Genomic DNA, 17,929 nt, shown 5'->3' with positions numbered 1-17,929 from the left:
TTCACGCGTCTCTCCGTCGGCCGCGGCGCGCCTCGTGCGTGCGCCGCGTGCTTGGACTCGGCGGCGCGCTGTCGCTGCTGCTCGCACTCGGCGCCTGCGGCGTCGACCCGGGCCAGCATTTCAGCAGCATGAACCAGGATACCTACGGCAAGACCGTGTCGGGTATGCCCGGCGCCGCGCACACCACGGACGCGGCCGCGGCCGGCAGCGACCAGCCGCCTCCCGGCGCGCTGACCGAGATCACGCCCGCGCTGATCAAGGCCGAGCGGCTCGCCGCGCCGACCACCGTGCCGGCGGACGTGCAGGCCCTGTTCGCCGCGCCGGCGCCGTATGCGATCGGCCCCGGCGACGTGCTCGCCATCGAGATCTGGGATCACCCCGAACTGAACCTGCCGACCACCAACGTGCAGACCGTCGGCATCGACTTCACCGGTTCGGCGTCGGTATCGACGGGCTATACCGTCGACACCAACGGCATGATCCAGTTTGCCTACGCGGGCGCGGTACACGTCGGCGGACTGACCGAGATGCAGGCGCGCAACGTGCTCGCCGCGCAGCTCGGCAAATACGTGCGCGACCCGCAGGTCACGCTGCGCGTGCAGTCGTACCGCAGCAAGCGCGTCTATATGGATGGCGAAGTCCACTCGCCAGGACTGCAGATCTTCAACGACGTGCCGATGACGCTGACCGAGGCGATCAATCGCGCGGGCGGCTTCACCGCGGTCGGCGACCGCGCGAACATCGCCGTGATCCGCAACGGCAAATCGACGATCGTCGACATCCCCGCGCTGGTCGCCAAGGGCATCAATCCGTCGGACGTGTTGCTGCGCAACGGCGACATGGTCCGCGTGTTCGCGCGCGAGGACAGCAAGGTGTTCCTGATGGGCGAAGTCACGCGTCCGACCACGCTGTTCCTGCGCAACGGCGAGCTTTCGCTCAACGAGGCGCTCGGCGACGCAGGCGGCGTGAGCCAGAACACGGCCGACGCGAAGCAGGTCTACGTGGTGCGCAATATCACGGCCGACAAGCACGTGATCTACCACCTCGACGCGTCGAACCCGAGCGCGCTCGCGCTCGCCGAGAACTTCGAGCTGAAGGCGAAGGACGTCGTATTCGTCGATACGGCCGCGGTCGTCCGCTGGGCGCGGGTCATCAACAACATCGTGCCGAGCGCGGAGGCCGCGTACTTCAGCAAGACCGCGTACGGCAATTGACCGTCCGCGCGGGATGAGCGGGGCGCGCAACACGATCCCCGTTCTCCTCGTGACGAAAACCGGCCAGCGGCAAGTCCGCGCTGCGCCAGACGTTGCAACTCATTGAAGCAGGGAGCCGTACCGTGGACCGACCGACTAACCCGTCTTACAAGCAGCCCGGTAACGACCGGCGCGGCCTGAAGGTCGCCAGCATCAATCCGGCGCCTACCGTCGAGCCGGTGGGCAGCGTGGTCGATGCGAGCGCGTTTATCGACACGCTCTACGACAACCGCTGGATGATCACGGGAATCACGGCCGTCACGACCGCGATCGCGATCGGCTATGCCGTGCTGGCCGCGCCGATCTACCAGTCGGACATCCTGATCCAGGTCGAGGACAATCCGAATTCGCCGACCGATACGCTGTCGAGCGTGTCGCAGATGTTCGACATCAAGTCCGAAGCTTCCGACGAGATGGAGATCCTGCAGTCGCGGCTCGTGCTCACGCCCGCGGTGCGCAGCCAGGGACTCACGATCGACGTCGAGCCGCAGCGCTTTCCGGTATTCGGCCGCTGGTGGTCGACCATGCAGAAAGGCCTGTCGAAACCGGGTTTCTTCGGCTATGGCGGTTACGTCTGGGCGCAGGAGCAGGCCAGGGTCGCGAGCTTCGATCCGCCGCCCGTGCTGTACGGCAAACCGTTCAAGCTGATCGCGGGTGCGAACGGCCAGTACACGATCGTCAACGACAAGGCGGGCATCCGCGTCAGCGGGCATGTCGGCGAGCCGCTCACGGCGCAGACCGTGGACGGTCCGCTGACGGCCGACATCACGAGTCTTTCCGCGGAGCCCGGCGGCACCTTCCGGCTCACGCGCGTCTCCGAGGTCACGGCGGTCGAGTCGCTGCAAAGGGCGATGCGCATCGCGCAGACTTCCAAGGATTCGGATGTGATCCAGGCGAGCCTGCAGGGACGCGACGCGGCTCAGACAAGCGCGGTACTCACCGAGATCGGCCAGCAGTACATCGCGCAGAACATCGAGCGCAAGTCCGCCGAGGCTGAGAAGTCGCTGGCGTTCCTCAACCAGCAGTTGCCGCAACTCAAGCATCAACTCGAGGAATCGGAGAGCGCATATAACCGCTTCCGCGCGCAGAACCAGACCATCGACCTCACGGCGGAAGGCGCGGCGGTGCTGCAGCAGACTGTCGACGCGCAGAACAAGCTCGCCGATCTCGAACAGAAGCGCAACGAACTGGTCGCGCGCTTCACCGACAACCACCCCGCCGTGATCGCGATCGTCAATCAGGAGGCCGTGCTCAGGCAGCGGCTCGCCCAGATCGACTCGAAAACGCGCCAGCTGCCCCAGCTCGAACAGAACGAACTGCGGCTGCAGCGCGACGTGCAGGTCAACACCGATCTCTATACGGGTCTGCTCACCAGCGCCGAGCAGTTGCGCATCGCGCGCGCGGGCAAGACCGGCAACGCGCGGCTCGTCGATACCGCGGTCGTTGGGGAGATTCCCGTCAAGCCGAACCGCAAGCTCGTGGTCGTGCTCGGGGCGGCGATCGGCCTGTTCGGCGGCTGCCTGATCGCATGGTTCCGCCGGCAACTGTCGCAGGCCATCATGCATGCGCGCGATATCGAACGCGATACCGGCCTGCCGGTCTACGCAAGCATCCCGCACAGCAAGCTGCAGGAGTCGCGCGACGCGCGCATGTACACGCGCATCTGGTCGCCGGCTCAAGCCGGCAGGGTTTCGCTGCTCGCGCATACCGACAGCGACAGCCTGCCGATCGAGGCGCTGCGCAGCTTCCGCACCGCGCTGCAATTTCTGCTGCTCGAAGCGAGCAACAATATCGTGCTGATGTCCGGGCCGACGCCTGGCGTAGGCAAGTCGTTCACCTCGGCCAATCTCGCGGCGGTGCTCGCCAACTCGCAGCAGCGCGTGCTGCTGATCGACGCCGATATGCGCGACGGCGACCTGCACCGTCATTTCGGCCAGCGCGAAGGCCCGGGTCTCGCGGAGCTGATCGCGCTCGAGAAATCGTTCGAGGAGCTCGTCCATCGCGCCGTGGTGCCGCGCCTCGATGTGCTCACGCGCGGCGTCGCGCCGAGCAATCCGTCGGAACTGCTGATGAGCAGGCGCTTCACGCACTTCGTTGGCGAAATCGCGAAGCAGTACGACGTGGTGCTGATCGACACGCCGCCGGTGCTCGCGGTCGCCGACGTCGGGTCGCTCGGCCAGCTCGCGGGCTCCGCGTTCCTCGTGGTGCGCCAGGGTTCCACGACCATCGCGCAGATCAAGGAATCGGCCAAGCGTCTTGCGCACGTCGGCGTGATGCTCGACGGGCTCGTGCTCAACGACGTGAAGCCGCGGCCCGGCGACAAGACCTACGGCTACGGCACGTATGCCTATCCGGGCGCGCCGCGCGCTCACGCGTCGAAGGCCTGACCATGGCGCTTTACTTCTCACGGCGCGCTTCTGAGCGCGGGTCACAGCACGCTTCAGAGCCCGCTTCACAGCCCGCTTCACAGCATATTTCGCGGCGCACCTCGCACCGGGCACGCCGCGCGGCCTGCTGGTTCGGGCTCGGCGCGGGTCTGCTGCCGGCCGTCGCGACCGCGCTGACGCTTCACGTGAGCGCCGCCGCCACCAATACGGATGTCGATGCGCAAGCGAGCGCCGCCACCGCGCCCACCGGCGCGAGCCGCGACGTCGGGCTGCGCGCGGCGGTTGCCGTGCTCGCCGCAAGCAAATCGCGTTTCGCGGGCGGCAAGGCCGATCGTCTCGACATCGTGCTTGGCCCGGGCACCTACCGGCTCGCGGAGCCGCTGCAGATGCAGCTCGACGCGAGCTGGCGCGGCACGCCGATCAGCCTGTCGGGCGCGGGCGCGAGCCGCACCATTCTGTCGGGCGCGAAGATCGTCCACGGCTTTCGTGCGCCGGACGCGAACGACCTCGCGGCCACGCGTTTGCCGGCCGCCGCGCGCGCTCACGTGCTCGTTGCAAAACTCGCGGACAGCGGCATCGACGATGCGGGCACCTTCGAGCGCCAGGGCTTCGGCATCCGCGTGTCGCCCGCGCCGCTCGAACTGTTCTATCGCGGCGAGCCGCAGACGCTCGCGCGCTGGCCAAGCCAGGGCTTCGCGACGATCGCGTCGCTGCCCGGCGGCGAGAAGGGCACGAGCTTCACGGTCGCGGGCGCGCCGCTCGAGGCGCTGAAGAACGAACCCGAGTTGCGCGCGATGGGTTACTGGGCGCGCAACTGGGCCGATACGACGCTGCCCGTCGAATCGGTCGATCCGTCCTCGGGCACGGTCACGCTTGCCGCGCCGGCGCCGATGCTCGGCATGAAGACCGGCCAGCGCATGGTGTTCGAAAACGCGTTGTCGCAACTCGACCGGCCCGGCGAGTGGTATCTCGACCGCGCATCGATGACGCTCTACTTCTGGCCGCCCGCGCCGCTCTCCGACGGCGACGTCGAAGCATCGGTCAGCGACCAGCTGCTCGTCGCGAAGGCCGTGGGGAATCTGACGATCCACGACCTCGGCTTCGAGGACACACGCGGCAACGCGATCGAGATCAGCGGCGGCCAGAACATCGGGATCGATCACGCGAAGGTGCGCAACGCAGGCAGCGTCGCGGTCTGGTCGACCGCGAGCAACAGCCACTACCGCTTCATGGACGTGTCGAACACGGGCGAAGGCGGCTTCGTGGTGTTCGCGGGCAACCGCCAGACCCTCGCGGCCGGCAACGTCACGATCGAAGACAGCGTGATCCACGACTACGCGCTGCGTTCGCGCGCGTACCGGCCCGCGATCAGCATGACGGGCGTCGGCGACCGGATCGAGCGCAACCATATCTACAACGGTCCGCACGCGGCGATTATTTTCGGCGGCAACGACCACGTGATTACCGGCAACGAGATCGACCACGTCGCGCGGGAATCCGACGACACGGGCGCGATCTACACGGGCCGCGACTGGTCCGCGCGCGGCACGCTGCTCGAAGGCAACTTCCTGCACGACATCGGCAGTGCCGCGCAGCCGCAGGCGACGATGGGTATTTATCTCGACGACCAGGGCGGCGGCACGACGATCCGGCGCAATGTGTTCTCGAAGGTCAATCAGGCGATCTTTATCGGCGGCGGGCGCGACAACCTCGTCGAAGACAACCTCTTCGTGAACTGCTCGCCCGCGATCCATATCGATTCGCGCGGACTCTCGTGGCAGAAGGGTCTCGCCAACGATCCGCGCGGGCAGCTGCAGCAGCAGCTCGCCCAGGTGCGCTACAACCAGCCGCCCTACTCCACGCGCTACCCGGGCCTCGCGAAAATGCTCGCGGACGAACCCGGCGCGCCGAAGGGCAATGTCCTGCGCCGCAATGCGGTGATCGGCGGCAAGACAGCCGCGATCGATTTTCGCGCGACGCCCTATATCGAGACCGGACCGGTGTTCGGCGAGAGCGACGTGAAATTCGTCAAGGCGATGCCCGATGCCGCGCGCAGCACGTTTGCCGATCTGCAGCTCGCACCGTCTTCGCCCGCGCTGCATGAGGGATTCCAGGTGTCGCCGTTCCGCCCGCTCGATACGGTGGGCGCGGGTAAGGAGCCCACAACAACGGGCAGCAGCAGGTAGTGGCAAATAAGAACAGGTAGCGGCAAGTTCTGGCAGGTAACAGGTAAAAGGCAGCAGGCAGCAGAAAGAACGCAGCACGGTCGTCGCACGCGGTGGCAGCACCCATTGCCGGCAATGAACCCCCAACGGGGTTTTCCACACGGGACACGCAGCATCATGCGCTTCAGACAAGACATCAATGCCCTGAGAGGAGTGGCGGTCGCGCTCGTCGCGCTGTTCCACTTCCAGACACCGGGCTTTAACGGCGGCTTTATCGGCGTCGACGTGTTCTTTGTGATTTCGGGCTATCTGATGACGTCGATCGTCGTCGGCCGGCTCGAGCAGGGGCGATTCAGCCTGTGGGACTTCTACGTCGCGCGCTTCACGCGGATCGTGCCCGCGCTCGCGGCGCTCGCCGCCGTGCTAATGCTGTTCGGCTGGTTCTATCTCGACCAGCGCGCGTACAAGCTGCTCGCCGAACACGCGGGCGCGTCGCTCCTCTTTATCTCGAACTTCGTGTTCTGGCGCGAAGCCGGCTATTTCGACGCCTCCTCGCAGACCAAGTGGATGCTGCATACGTGGTCGCTCGGGGTGGAGTGGCAGTTCTACATGGTGTACCCGATCATCCTGATGCTCGGTGCGCGCGTGTTCGGCAATAAGCGCGGCGTCTTCCAGGTGCTGCTGGTGCTGATCGGACTCGTTTCGTTCGCGCTCGATCCGGTGATCGCGCGCAACGCGCCCGAGGCCAACTTCTTCCTGCTGCCGACGCGCGCCTGGGAGATGGTGATGGGCGGTTTCGTGATGCTCAACGCCGGGCGCTTCAAGTTCGACGCACGCACAGCCGCGATCCTCCAGGCCATCGGTCTCGCGGCGATTCTGTGCGCGGGTCTGTTCTTCACAGAAGCGTACGACTGGCCCGGCGTCATGACGCTCGTGCCTGCCCTCGGCGCGGCGCTCGTGATCCTCGCGGCCGCCAACGACAGCGCGTTCTCGACCTTCGTGCCGCTGCAACTGCTCGGCCGCTGGTCGTACTCGATCTACCTGTGGCACTGGCCACTGACCGTACTGATCCGCTATCTGGACTTGCCGCCCCACGACCCGGCGGTGATCGCGGGCGGACTCGCGCTGTCGGTACTGCTCGGTTTCCTCTCGTACGAACTCGCCGAGCGCCGCGCCGCCGGCCTGCGCGAACGCTTCGGCCTGCGCGGGCTCGCCACGCTCGCTAGCGCACCGATCGCGGTGGTGCTCGCCTGCACGGGCGTCACGTTCTCGAACGGCGCGGCTGCGCGGCTGCCGAACCAGGTCAGGCTCGCGTCCGCCGAGAGCAGCGATTTCGACCCGCGCCGCGTCGAATGCCTGAATAAAAGCGTGCAGCGCATGCTCGACGGCTCGGCGCAGATCGGCTGCAAATACGGCGACTCGCCGAAGATCGGCGCGATCGTCTGGGGCGACAGTCATGGCAACGCGGTCATTCCAGGCATCGTCGACGCGGCAGCGCTCGCCAACGACAGCGTGATGTTCTACGGCACGTCCGGCTGTCCGCCGTTCGTCGGCGCGAGCCGCTTCGGCAAATACACCGAGGAGCCGTGCCGCAAATTCGCGAAGCAGGTCTCCGAAGATCTCAAGCAGTATCCGCCGAGCGTGCCGGTCATCGTCGTCGCGCGTTTCTCGATGTATGTCGACGGCAAGAACACCATCGACGACCCGACCATGCTGATCGGCTTCAACGGCGAACGGCCGATCGCCGATCCCGTCGAACGCCGCGCGCGCTTTGCGAGCTTCCTGACCCGCGACCTCTGCACGCTCGCGCAAAGCCGGCCTGTGTATGCGCTGATGCCGATTCCCGAGATGAACGAGGACGTGCCGAACATGCTCGCGAAGTCGCTGATCCTCGGCAGGCACCCGGTCGACGTGTCGGTCACCGAGACGGCTTACTACAAGCGCAATGCGGTCGCGCGCGCGGCGATCGAGGACGCGGCGGCGAACTGCGGCGTCAAGGCGCTCGATCCGCTGCCCTTGCTGTGCCGCGACGGCCGCTGCTACGGCTCGCAGGCGCTGATCCCGCTTTATATCGATAGCGACCACCTCAGTGCGCGCGGCAGCCGTCGGCTGACCCCGCTGTTCCGCCCACTCTTCGACGCGAGCTGATCCGATCATGTCCACTCCCCAACCTGCACCGTCGGTAGGACGCAACGCGCGCTGGCTCGCGAGCGCGCAGATCGCCAAGAGCGTGGTCCAGCTCGTCGGCCTGTCGGTTCTCTCGCACCTGCTGAGCCCGACCGACTTCGGCGTGATGGCGCTCGCCACGGTCGTGACCAACTTCGCGGGCCTGCTGCGCGATATGGGCACGGGCCCCGCGCTGATCCGCAGCCGCGACATGTCGCCGACACTCGCGAACTCGGTGTTCTGGGTCAACATCAGTGCGGGCTCGGCGATCGCAATCGTGATCGTCGCGTTCTCGGTGCCGATCGCACGGCTGTTCCACTCGGAATCGCTGAGCCACGTGCTGTACTGGCTCGCGCTGACCTTCCCGATCATGGCCTTCGGCGCCGCGCATCAGGCGCTGCTCGAGCGCGCGTCGCAGTTCCGCACGGTGGCGCGCTCGGACGTGGTGTCGTACACGAGCGGCATGTGCGCCGCCATCGTCGCGGCGCGTTTCGGTCTCGGGCTCACGAGTCTCGTCGTGCAGGCGCTCGTCACTTCCACCATGTCGTCGGCGCAGATGTATCTCGCGTCCTCGTGGCGCCCCACGCTGCGCTGGGACGGCAAGGAAGTGCGCAACATCTTCGGCTTCTCGTCGAATCTCACGCTGTCGAATCTCGTGATCTACCTGAACCGCAATGCGGACTCGATGATCGTCGGCAAGGTGCTCGGGGCGATCGCGCTGGGCCCCTACTCGCTCGCGTTCAAGATCATGCTCTACCCGCTGCAGAGCATCGCCTTCGTCGCGTCCAAAGCGCTCTATCCGGTGTTGAGCGCGCATCAGACCGACCCCGACAAGCAACGCGAGAGCTATCTGCAGAGCGTGTCGTTCGTCGCATTGATCACCGCGCCGCTGATGGGCGGCCTCGTCGCGCTGCGCGAGCCGTTTATCGCGGTCGCGCTCGGCCCCAAATGGGCGAGCGTCGCGACGCTGCTGGTCTGGCTCGCGCCGGTCGGCTTCGTGCAGTCCGTATTGAGCACGGCGCCCGCGGTGTTCATGGTCAAAGGCCGCACCGACTGGCTGCTGATCCTCAACTTCTGCGTCGCGGTGCTGCATATCGCCTGCTGGCTGGTCGGCGCGCACTGGGGCGTGCAGGGCATCGCCGCCGGTTATCTCGTCGCCACGCTCACGAGCGCGCCGATCCATCTCGGCGTGACCGCCCGGCTGCTCGAAATGCCGTTCAGCGCGCTCTTTCGCGCATTGCGCTGGCAAGTCGTGCTCGGCGTCGGCGTGTGCCTGTTCGCGATGCTCGCGAGCCGCGCGATCGGCTCGTTCGACTGGCCGGCGCTCGCGCGCCTGATCGTGCCGGGCCTTGTCGGCGCCGCCTACGGCCTCTGGCACGTCAGCCGTTTCAACCCTGAACACATGTTCGCGCTGCGCCGCGTGCTGCGTTTCGCCTGAACCGTGAGGACTTACTGATGAACTCGCCCCTCGTAACCGCGGTCATCCCGACCTATCGCCGTGCGAAGATGGTCCGTCGCGCCGTCGAAACCGTGCTCGCACAGGACTATCCGGCGCTCGAGGTCATCGTGGTCGACGACAACACCGAGCCCGCCGAACAGCAGGCAGTCCGCGACGCGCTCGCCGGCCTCGGCGAGAACGTGATCGTGATCCCCAATGCGCGCAGTAAGGGCGCATGCGGCGCGCGCAATACCGGCATCCTGCGCGCGCGCGGCGAGTGCATCGCCTTTCTCGACGACGACGATCTCTGGATGCCCGGCAAGATCCGCGAGCAGGTCGCGCTGCTCGAACGCACGCCGTACGTCGCCGCGCTGTGCCACTACATCGACGTCGACGTTGAGTTCAATCACGCGCGGCGCTGCCGCCCGAGCGCGCCGGTGCTCACGCGCACGCAGGCGCTCGGCGGCGAGTGCCCGACCTCGACGAGCCTCGTGCTGGTCAGGAAAGCCGTGCTCGTCGAAGCGGGCCTGTTCGATGAAACGCTGCCGAGCTTCCAGGATTTCGACATGTGGCTGCGCTGCCTGTCGTTCGGCAATTTCGGCTACGTCGACGACGCGCTCGTGACGTTTATCCAGCACGGCGGCGACCGCACGAGCGTGAATCTGCAGCGGCGCATGGCCGGCCTTGCGGCGATCGAAAAGAAATGGGGCGCCGAAATGAACGCTCACACCGATTTCGCGGCGTTCCGGCGGCGCATCCGCGTCGACGCGCTGATCGCCAACGGCAAGGCGCGGCTCAGTTCGAGCTATTTCGCCTCGGTCGAGTATTTCGCGCGCGCGCTGATCGCCGATCGCGGTTCGAAGCGCACTGCGTTCTGGCTCGCGATCGGCCTGCTCGGCGCGCGCGGCGGCAAGGCGCTGTATAGCAAGCTGCTCGGCATGCGGCACGTCGAGACTGTCGAGGTCGCCGCGTGAACGGCGCCATGCATCGCCCGGCGGGAGGCGCCTCATGAAACGCCTTGTCGCGCACATGCGCGCGGACTTGCGCGCGAACCCGTTTGTGCACGGGCTGATTCTGCTCGTGCCCGCGATCCAGTTCGGGCTCAACTATTTCGTGTCGGTCTCGGCGGTCCTGTTCGTCGCGCTCGCGGTGCACACGCGCATGCGCATCACGCCGCTGAACACCGGCCTCATCGTGATCGCGACGTCGCTGAGTCTGCTGTGGAACACGATGTACCTGCCCGAGATGCCGAATATGCCGCGCGAAGCGCGCCTTGCCGTCGGCATGCTGCTGCTCGCATGGGGGCTCAGCGGCCAGCCGCGCCACGACATTTCAAAGTTCAACGGCTGGTGGCCGCTGCTGATGCTGGCCGCGCTGACGGGCCTCGCGCTGCTGCAGTCCGTCGCGAGCCGCAAGGGCATTGCGCTCTTCGTGCCGACGCGGTTCTTCGTCAACAGCAATGACGCCGCGCTCGCGTCCGCCTGGGCCCAGCATGCGGCCGAACACGGCCTCGACGTGAAGATCCGCTCGACCGCGAGTTTCTCGGAGCCGTCATATCTCGGCGGCGTGAGCCTGTTCCTGAACTTCATCTGCCTGCATCTGCTGCGCGGCCGCCCGCGGCTGGCCGCCAACGTGCTCGCGCTGCTCGCCTGCCTGATCTCGCAGACGATGTTCGGGCTCGTCGCGAACCTCGCGGTCATGGGTGCGTTCTACCATCGCCACATCAACAAGAGCGCGATGGTCTGCCTCGCGGCGCTCGGGCTTGCCGCCCTCGCGCTGCCGGTCTTCGCGGCCGAGCCGAGCCGGATCGAACGGATCCTGTCGGGCAACGACGTATCGACAGGCCTGCGCATCTTCCAGCCGTTCGAAATACTGGGCCACATCCTGTTCGAGGCGCCGTTCGGCCTGCCCGAAACAGCGGCGCTCGAATACTTCATCCGCCACGGCATGGCCCAGCGCTTCGAGGACGCACCGTTCCAGAACGGCGTGTTCAACATGCTGTTCAACTATGGCTGGCTCGGCTTCGCGGTGGTCGGGATGTTGCTGCGCGCGGCGGGCGGCGGCCTCTGCGCGCTGTTCGTGCTGCTGCTGTTTTGCCAGAGCGGCGTCACGGCCGACTTTGACAAGCTCGTCATGGTGATCTTCGCGATACACGTCGCGCGCCACGTTCGCGCGACGACGGACCCCTATACGCTGACCCGTCTGACGGAGCCGCGCCGGTATGGCGCCAGCGACCGGCTTGCCGTGCCCACCCCTTCCGCTCAGAACTCATGAAGCCACGCCAATTCTTCTTCGCGCCGATCGTCCTGCCTCGCTATAACCGTCACAACGGCACGACGTTCCCCGTCAATGCGGCGTCCAACAAGGTGATGGGCATGGCGGCCGGCGTGCGCAGCCAGGCCCGCGCGTCGCTGATCGTGAGTTCTCCGATCGTCACCGCGAGTCCGGGCCGGCGTTACTTCGACAGCTTCGTCTGCCGCGACCAGCAGCTCGCCTGCGCGTATCTGCCGGCAATCAGCCTGCGCGGACTGAACCGCGTGTTCGCCGCGCTCGTCTATCTCTGGTTTGCGCTGCGCCATATGCGGCGCGGCGACGGCGTGGTGTTCTACAACTATTTCCCCGAATACGTGCCGGTCGCGATCCTGCTGCGCTGGCGGCTCGGCCGCGACAAGGTCGTGATGGATCTCGAGGACGGTCCGCGCGCCGACGAAAAGAACCTGCGCGGCTATATGAACCGCTTCAGCCTGCGCTTGTTGTCGCGCGTCTGCAGCCCGCGCGCGATTGTCGTCTCGCGCCAGCTCGCCGACGTGATGAAGATCGACGATGCGTGCGTGGTGAACGGCGTATCGCCCGACGTCGGGCCGCAGCGTAGCGCATTCGGCTCGCGCGTCACCTTCCTCTATGGCGGCTCGATCAGCCCCGGCACCGGCCTCGATCTGTTCGCCGCGGCCCTGCGCACGCTCGCGCGCGAGCGGCCCGAACTTGCGGCGCGCACGCATTTCGTCGTGACCGGTTTCGGCGGCGGCGATCAGCTCGCGGCGCTCGCGCGCGAACTCGCGCCGTCGGGCTTCACGCTCGACGTGCGGCAGGACACCGGCCCCGACGAGTACAAGCAGATCCTCGCGCGCGCCGATGTCGGCCTGTCGCTGAAGCTGCCGGAAAGCGCGTTCAATGCGACGACGTTCCCGTCGAAGGTTATCGAGCTCGCGAGCCACGGCCTGCTCGTGCTGACCACCGACATCAGCGATATCCCGCTGCTGTTCGACCGCGACACCGCGGCGATTCTGCCGAACGCCGATGCGGCCACGCTCGCGAATCTGCTCGCCGCGATCGCCGCCGATCCCGAGCGCTATGCCGCGATCGCCGCCGCCGGGCAGCGCAGGATTGTCGAGCGCTGCAGCCGCCGGTCGGTCGGACGGCGTCTCGTCGAATTTCTCGGCGTCACTCCGGAGTTCAGCACACGATGAAACGCATCCTCGGCGCCCTGCGCAACCCCGTGGCCAATCTCGCGCTCGCGATCCTGCCGGCGACGCGCTGCTTCGCGCTCAAACGTGCGCTACTCAACGCGCTCGGCTTCGAGATCGCGGCCGGCTGCAAACTGACCGGCGGCGTCAAGTTCTATGGGCACGGCCGGATCGCCATCGGCGAGGACACGTGGATCGGACTGGGCACGCTGTTTATCGTTGCCCCCGATGCGGCCATCGTGATCGGCGCGCGTTGCGATATCGCGCCGCGCGTGATCTTTCACACCGGCTCGCATCGGATCGGCGACCAGCGCCGGCGCGCGGGCGTCGGCTATTCGCTGCCGATCACGGTTGCCGACGGCAGCTGGGTCGGCACCGGCTCGGTGCTGCTCGGCGGCTCGTCGGTCGGCAGCGCGTCGATCCTTGCGGCCGGTGCGCTGCTGCGGGCCGGCGACTATCCGGCCGACACGCTGCTCGCCGGCTGCCCGGCCATCGCCAAACGGGTGCTCACTTGAACACGCCAACGCCCCTCTATTCGCGCATCGTGTTCTGGGAACCGTGCGTGTCGCCGCATAAGTCGGCGTTTATCAATGCGGTCGCCGAGCGCTTCGGGCCCGGCGTGGAAGTCAGTTGCGTCGCGCACGAAGGCGTGCCCGAGTCGCGTCAGGCACTGGGCTGGGGCGACGGTTCGGTGGCGTTGCCGCCGACCGTGGTCGCGCCGTCCGACGAACAGATCGCCGCGCTCGTGCAAAGCGGCGGCGATCGCTGCTTGCACGTGTTCTCGGGAATCCGCTGGTTTCGCACGCTGACAACCGCACTCGAGATCGTGCAGCGCGAGCGTCGCCCATTCGCGATCATGTCGGAGCCGCGCGACAACGCGGGCGTCGCCGGCGCGGTCCGCTTCGTTCAGTCGTGGATGACCGAAGCCGCGCTGCGCCGCCATGTGCAGTTCGTGCTCGCGATCGGACGGCATGGTCCGCCGTGGTTCCGTTCAGTCGGCTACCGGCGCGAGCGCGTGTTTCCGTTCGCGTACTTTCTGCCGCCGCCGGCCGAGATCGACGGGACGCGCACGAGCGCCGCGCAATTGCGCATCGCCTACGTCGGCCGGCTGATCGATAAGAAGGGCGTGCAGTTTCTGCTGCCGGCGATGCGCGAACTCGGGCCTCGCGCGCGGCTCACGCTGATCGGCGACGGCGAGTTGCGCGAGCGCCTCGTCGCGCAAGCGCGCGAGTCCGGCGTCGACACCGAGTTCTGCGGCGTGCTGCCGATCGAAGAGGTGCAACGGCGCATGCGCGATTTCGATGTGCTCGTGCTGCCGTCGATCAGCAAGGACGACGGCTGGGGCGCGGTCGTCAGCGAAGCGCTGATGGCGGGCGCGGCGGTGGTCGGCTCGAGTTGCGCGGGCGCGTCGATCCTGCTCGACAGTCCGCGCAACGGCCGCGTCGTGCGGCCCGGCGACAGCCACGCGATCGCTGCCGCGATTGCCGACCTCGAACGCAGCGGCGGGCTATCGGCGGGCGCGCGTCGCATGCGCGTGAAGTGGGCGCGCGAACGACTGACCGCGCGCGCCGGCGCTTCGTATTTCGAACAGATCGTGCGGCATCGGATCGGCCATGCGCCGCGGCCCAAGGAGTTCTATCTGTGAATCCAGTCGATTCTCCAGCGGCGCATGACCGGCTGCCTTCTGCACACTCGATTGCGCCTTCGTCCGCAGTGAAGCGCGGCCCGCTGCGCGTGCTGCATATTCTGCCGTCGCTCGATCCGCGCATGGGCGGCGTCGCCGAAGCGGTCGTGCAGCTCGTGCGGCATATGACGCCGTTCGGTTGCACAAGCGAAGTCGTGACGCTCGATGCGCCCGACGGTCCCGCATTCGAGCGCGTCGATGCACCGGTGCATCGTGTCGGGCCGGGCCGCGGCTTCTATGGTTTGAGTCTGCCGCTGGTGCGCTGGCTGCGCGCGAACCGCGCGCGCTTCGATGCGTTCGTGGTGCACGGCATCTGGCAATTTCACAGTGTGGCCGCGTGGTCCGGCGTGATCGGCTCGCGCACGCCGCTCTTTGTGTTCCCGCACGGCATGCTCGACCCGTGGTTCCAGCGCACCTACCCGAAAAAGCATCTGAAGAAGCGTATCTATTGGGCCTTGCTCGAACGGTGGGTATTCAATCGCGCCGAACGCGTGCTGTTCACGTGCGAAACCGAGCTCGAACTCGCGCGTCGCCCATTTCTCAATGACCGGCACCGGCTCGCGGTCAACGGCTTTGGGATCGACTCGGTGCCCGACGATGGCGAGGTTGCCGCGGATACGTTCCGTAACGCGTTTCCCGAGGTGCGAAACAAGCGCGTATTGCTATTCCTCTCGCGCATTCACGAGAAGAAAGGCTGCGACCTGCTGATCGATGCCTTCGCGGATATCGCCGCGCACGATCGCGACCTGTGCCTCGTGATCGCGGGCCCCGGCGAACCCGCTTTGCTCGACCAGCTCAAAAGCGTGGCCGCCGCGCGCGGCATCGCCGACCGCATTGTCTGGACCGGCATGCTCGCCGGCGAGATCAAGTGGAGCGCGCTGCGCACCGCCGAAGTGTTCGTGTTGCCGTCGCACCAGGAAAACTTCGGCATTGCGGTCGTCGAGGCACTGGCCTCGCGCACGCCGGTGATCATCACGAACAAGGTCAATATCTGGCGCGAGATCGAAGCCTCCGGCGGCGGCTGGGTCTGCGACGATACGCGCGAAAGCGTAGCCGACGCGCTGCGGCGCTGGGCGCTCGACACGACGCCGGGCGCCCGCGAGGCCATGCGCGACACTGCGCTGGCCTGCTACCAGCGTCATTTCCGGATCGAGACCGCCGCGCGTCAATTGGTGGGCAGCGTGAATCTCGCCTCCTCTGCAAGGAAGCGCTAGCACGATGGAAAAGACGACCCGCGAAACCCGGCTGGCCGCGCTATCGCGCGTCTGTTGCGCCTGCGCGTTGATCGCCACGATGCTGCCGCTCGTCCCCGCAAGCGCGCTTGCGCAAGCCGCGAACGGCAACCAGAACCGCAGGGGCGGCGCGTCGTCGCTGCGCCTCAGCTCGCCGGGCGGCATGGGCCTGTCGTCGGGAGGCGGCATCGGCCGCTCATCCGGCTTGTCGGCCGGCGGCTCATCGAGTGGCTTCGGCGGGCACGCCGGATCGGCGCCGGGATCCGGTGGCGCAGGCTCGCAAAGCCTGGGCGGCATGACGGGCAGCCACGCCGGATCGTCGAGTTCGGGTCTGGGGGCGTCCGGCGGCAAATCGCCGAAGTTGAAGCTGAAGCCCGCAAGCGAAGCCAGTGCAGGCTCGGCGCCACACAGCTTTTACGACTATGCCTACGGCTCCGATCAGATAGGACGCAATTCGGATTCGCTTTACAAGTCGCCCACCGACGTCCCACCGACCGCTAATTACAGGTTCGGCGCAACCGACACGCAGTGAACCGGGTTTGCGCGGTTTTATCCGCGGTTTTTATCCGTTCATGCAAGACGGCCTCACCGAACGCGGCGTTGCCCGCGCTCGTGCGGCGGCCTGCAAACTTCCGCTTCGCAATTGGCGACACACGGCGATATCCTGGCGGGTCCTGACGATGTGCGCGGGATAGATGCCGTTCATACTCAAGGAGATCTTGAGGAGAGACTATGAGCCTGCTTGGCGCGACACGCATTCCCGGAGCCAATCGATCGATCGAACTCGACTTCATTCGGGGAATCGCGATCATCGCGGTGATGGGGACTCACTTTCACTCTTTTCCGACCGGCAGTGCCGTGATTGCCGCGATCGAGTATCCGTTGAAGAGTTTCGGACTCGAAGGCGTGAATCTGTTCTTCACGCTGTCGGGCTTTCTCGTCGGCGGCCTGCTGCTGAAGCAGTACGCCCAGGAAGGGCGCATCGATGCGACACGCTTTATCGTGCGGCGTATCTTCAAGATCTGGCCCGCGTATTACGTGCTGATTCTGTTTCATGTGCTCGCGGGGCGGCATCCGCTCGACTCGTTCCTCGTGCAAAACCTGACGCACACGCAGAACTACTTCGGCTCGTCGATCGCTCAGACGTGGAGTCTCGCGGTCGAGGAGCACTTCTATCTGTTTCTGCCGCTGCTGCTGATCGTGCTGGCACGTTTCCGGACGCGCGTCGACACCCTGCTGATGGTGCTCGGATCGGTCTGCGTCGCGGTGCTGATCGCGCGATGCATCGCGGTCCATCACGGTCTGCTCGACGAGACGGCCTTCTATACGCAATATCGCATCGACAGCCTGCTGTTCGGCGTGATGCTCGCGGCGCTGTACTGGATGAAACCGGCCGCGTATCGCGCGATCGCCGGGCGCAAGGGTCTTCTGCTTACGATCGTGGCCGGGCTCGTGCTGTGGCTCGTATTCGGCACGCGCAACGTGCCGCTTGACCGGAGCATCGGCTACACGATTCAGGCGATCGGATTTTGCGCATTTATCGTGTTGACGGTGGAGTATTCAAAGTCGATTCGCGACACGAAGCTTTATCGGCTGGTCGGGTGGATCGGCGTGTATTCCTACGGCATCTACCTGTGGCATTCGTTGGCGCTCGCGCCGGCCGATATGCTGATTCGCAAGGCGACCGCGCTGCATGTGCCGGCGATTCCGGCCTGGGCAGCAATCATGGTGGCGCAGTTCGTCATCGCCATCGTCCTCGGCTACGTGATGACGCGCGCCGTCGAGTTTCCGTTTCTCAAGATTCGCAATGCGCTGTTCCCGGATAAACGCAAAGCGTCTTCGATCGAGGATGCGACAAGAGTGGCGTCGTAGACGCGCGGCGCTTTCTTCGCTGGAACAGAACAGAGAAGGCCCTTTGCGCTTGCGAGCGCAAAGGGCCTTCGGCTTTTGAGGCCTTGCAAAGCGGAAGCGGCGGATAAGGGATGAATCGCGTGACGTGGGTGGGATGCCGGTCGTCCTGGTCGGTGACCGGCATTAGCGGGGGCAGCGGGGAGTTATCGGGTTCGTCGGTGCAGTGCCAGTTGCGCCACTTGTGCAACTTGCGCCACCTGAACGTCATGCAGAAACGACAGTGTGAGTG

The 17,929-nt window shown here is 66.3% G+C and carries 13 protein-coding genes; all 13 read left to right on the top strand.

Annotated elements, in window-relative coordinates; all coding sequences use genetic code 11:
* Positions 1-38 precede the first annotated feature (38 nt).
* Entirely contained in the window at positions 39-1,214 is a 1,176-nt protein-coding gene (locus KZJ38_RS27010; protein ID WP_246642028.1) for a polysaccharide biosynthesis/export family protein, read from the top strand.
* Between the two features lie 122 nt (positions 1,215-1,336).
* Complete coding sequence (locus KZJ38_RS27005; protein WP_219803012.1) at positions 1,337-3,640, top strand: polysaccharide biosynthesis tyrosine autokinase; 2,304 nt, start codon at positions 1,337-1,339, stop codon at positions 3,638-3,640.
* Between the two features lie 2 nt (positions 3,641-3,642).
* Complete coding sequence (locus KZJ38_RS27000) at positions 3,643-5,826, top strand: right-handed parallel beta-helix repeat-containing protein (protein WP_219803010.1); 2,184 nt, start codon at positions 3,643-3,645, stop codon at positions 5,824-5,826.
* 156 nt (positions 5,827-5,982) lie between these two features.
* Entirely contained in the window at positions 5,983-7,953 is a 1,971-nt protein-coding gene (locus KZJ38_RS26995; protein WP_219803008.1) for an acyltransferase family protein, read from the top strand.
* 7 nt (positions 7,954-7,960) lie between these two features.
* Entirely contained in the window at positions 7,961-9,409 is a 1,449-nt protein-coding gene (locus tag KZJ38_RS26990) for a lipopolysaccharide biosynthesis protein (protein ID WP_219803007.1), read from the top strand.
* A gap of 17 nt (positions 9,410-9,426) precedes the next feature.
* On the top strand, positions 9,427-10,383 hold the full coding sequence (locus KZJ38_RS26985; RefSeq protein ID WP_219803005.1) for a glycosyltransferase family 2 protein: 957 nt from the start codon (positions 9,427-9,429) through the stop codon (positions 10,381-10,383).
* Positions 10,384-10,417: 34 nt separating this feature from the next.
* Complete coding sequence (locus KZJ38_RS26980) at positions 10,418-11,683, top strand: hypothetical protein (protein ID WP_219803003.1); 1,266 nt, start codon at positions 10,418-10,420, stop codon at positions 11,681-11,683.
* The gene (locus tag KZJ38_RS26975; protein ID WP_219803001.1) at positions 11,680-12,876 is read left to right on the top strand and encodes a glycosyltransferase family protein; all 1,197 of its coding nucleotides are present in this window, start codon (positions 11,680-11,682) and stop codon (positions 12,874-12,876) included. The genes KZJ38_RS26980 and KZJ38_RS26975 overlap by 4 nt, the downstream gene beginning before the upstream one ends.
* Positions 12,873-13,388 carry an acyltransferase gene (locus KZJ38_RS26970; RefSeq protein ID WP_219802999.1) on the top strand — a complete coding sequence of 172 codons (516 nt, stop codon included), beginning with the start codon at positions 12,873-12,875 and terminating at the stop codon, positions 13,386-13,388. The genes KZJ38_RS26975 and KZJ38_RS26970 overlap by 4 nt, the downstream gene beginning before the upstream one ends.
* Positions 13,385-14,518 carry a glycosyltransferase gene (locus KZJ38_RS26965; protein WP_219802997.1) on the top strand — a complete coding sequence of 378 codons (1,134 nt, stop codon included), beginning with the start codon at positions 13,385-13,387 and terminating at the stop codon, positions 14,516-14,518. Before KZJ38_RS26970 ends, KZJ38_RS26965 begins: the two co-directional genes overlap by 4 nt.
* Positions 14,515-15,771 carry a glycosyltransferase gene (locus KZJ38_RS26960; RefSeq protein ID WP_219802995.1) on the top strand — a complete coding sequence of 419 codons (1,257 nt, stop codon included), beginning with the start codon at positions 14,515-14,517 and terminating at the stop codon, positions 15,769-15,771. The genes KZJ38_RS26965 and KZJ38_RS26960 overlap by 4 nt, the downstream gene beginning before the upstream one ends.
* A gap of 4 nt (positions 15,772-15,775) precedes the next feature.
* Positions 15,776-16,321 carry a hypothetical protein gene (locus KZJ38_RS26955; RefSeq protein ID WP_219802993.1) on the top strand — a complete coding sequence of 182 codons (546 nt, stop codon included), beginning with the start codon at positions 15,776-15,778 and terminating at the stop codon, positions 16,319-16,321.
* Between the two features lie 200 nt (positions 16,322-16,521).
* Entirely contained in the window at positions 16,522-17,661 is a 1,140-nt protein-coding gene (locus KZJ38_RS26950; protein WP_219802991.1) for an acyltransferase family protein, read from the top strand.
* Positions 17,662-17,929: the final 268 nt, after the last annotated feature.

Origin of the sequence: Paraburkholderia edwinii, from assembly GCF_019428685.1 — a bacterium.
GTDB lineage: Bacteria > Pseudomonadota > Gammaproteobacteria > Burkholderiales > Burkholderiaceae > Paraburkholderia > Paraburkholderia edwinii.
Note: the sequence above shows the minus strand (reverse complement) of the source record. Positions and strands in the feature narration are given on the sequence as shown.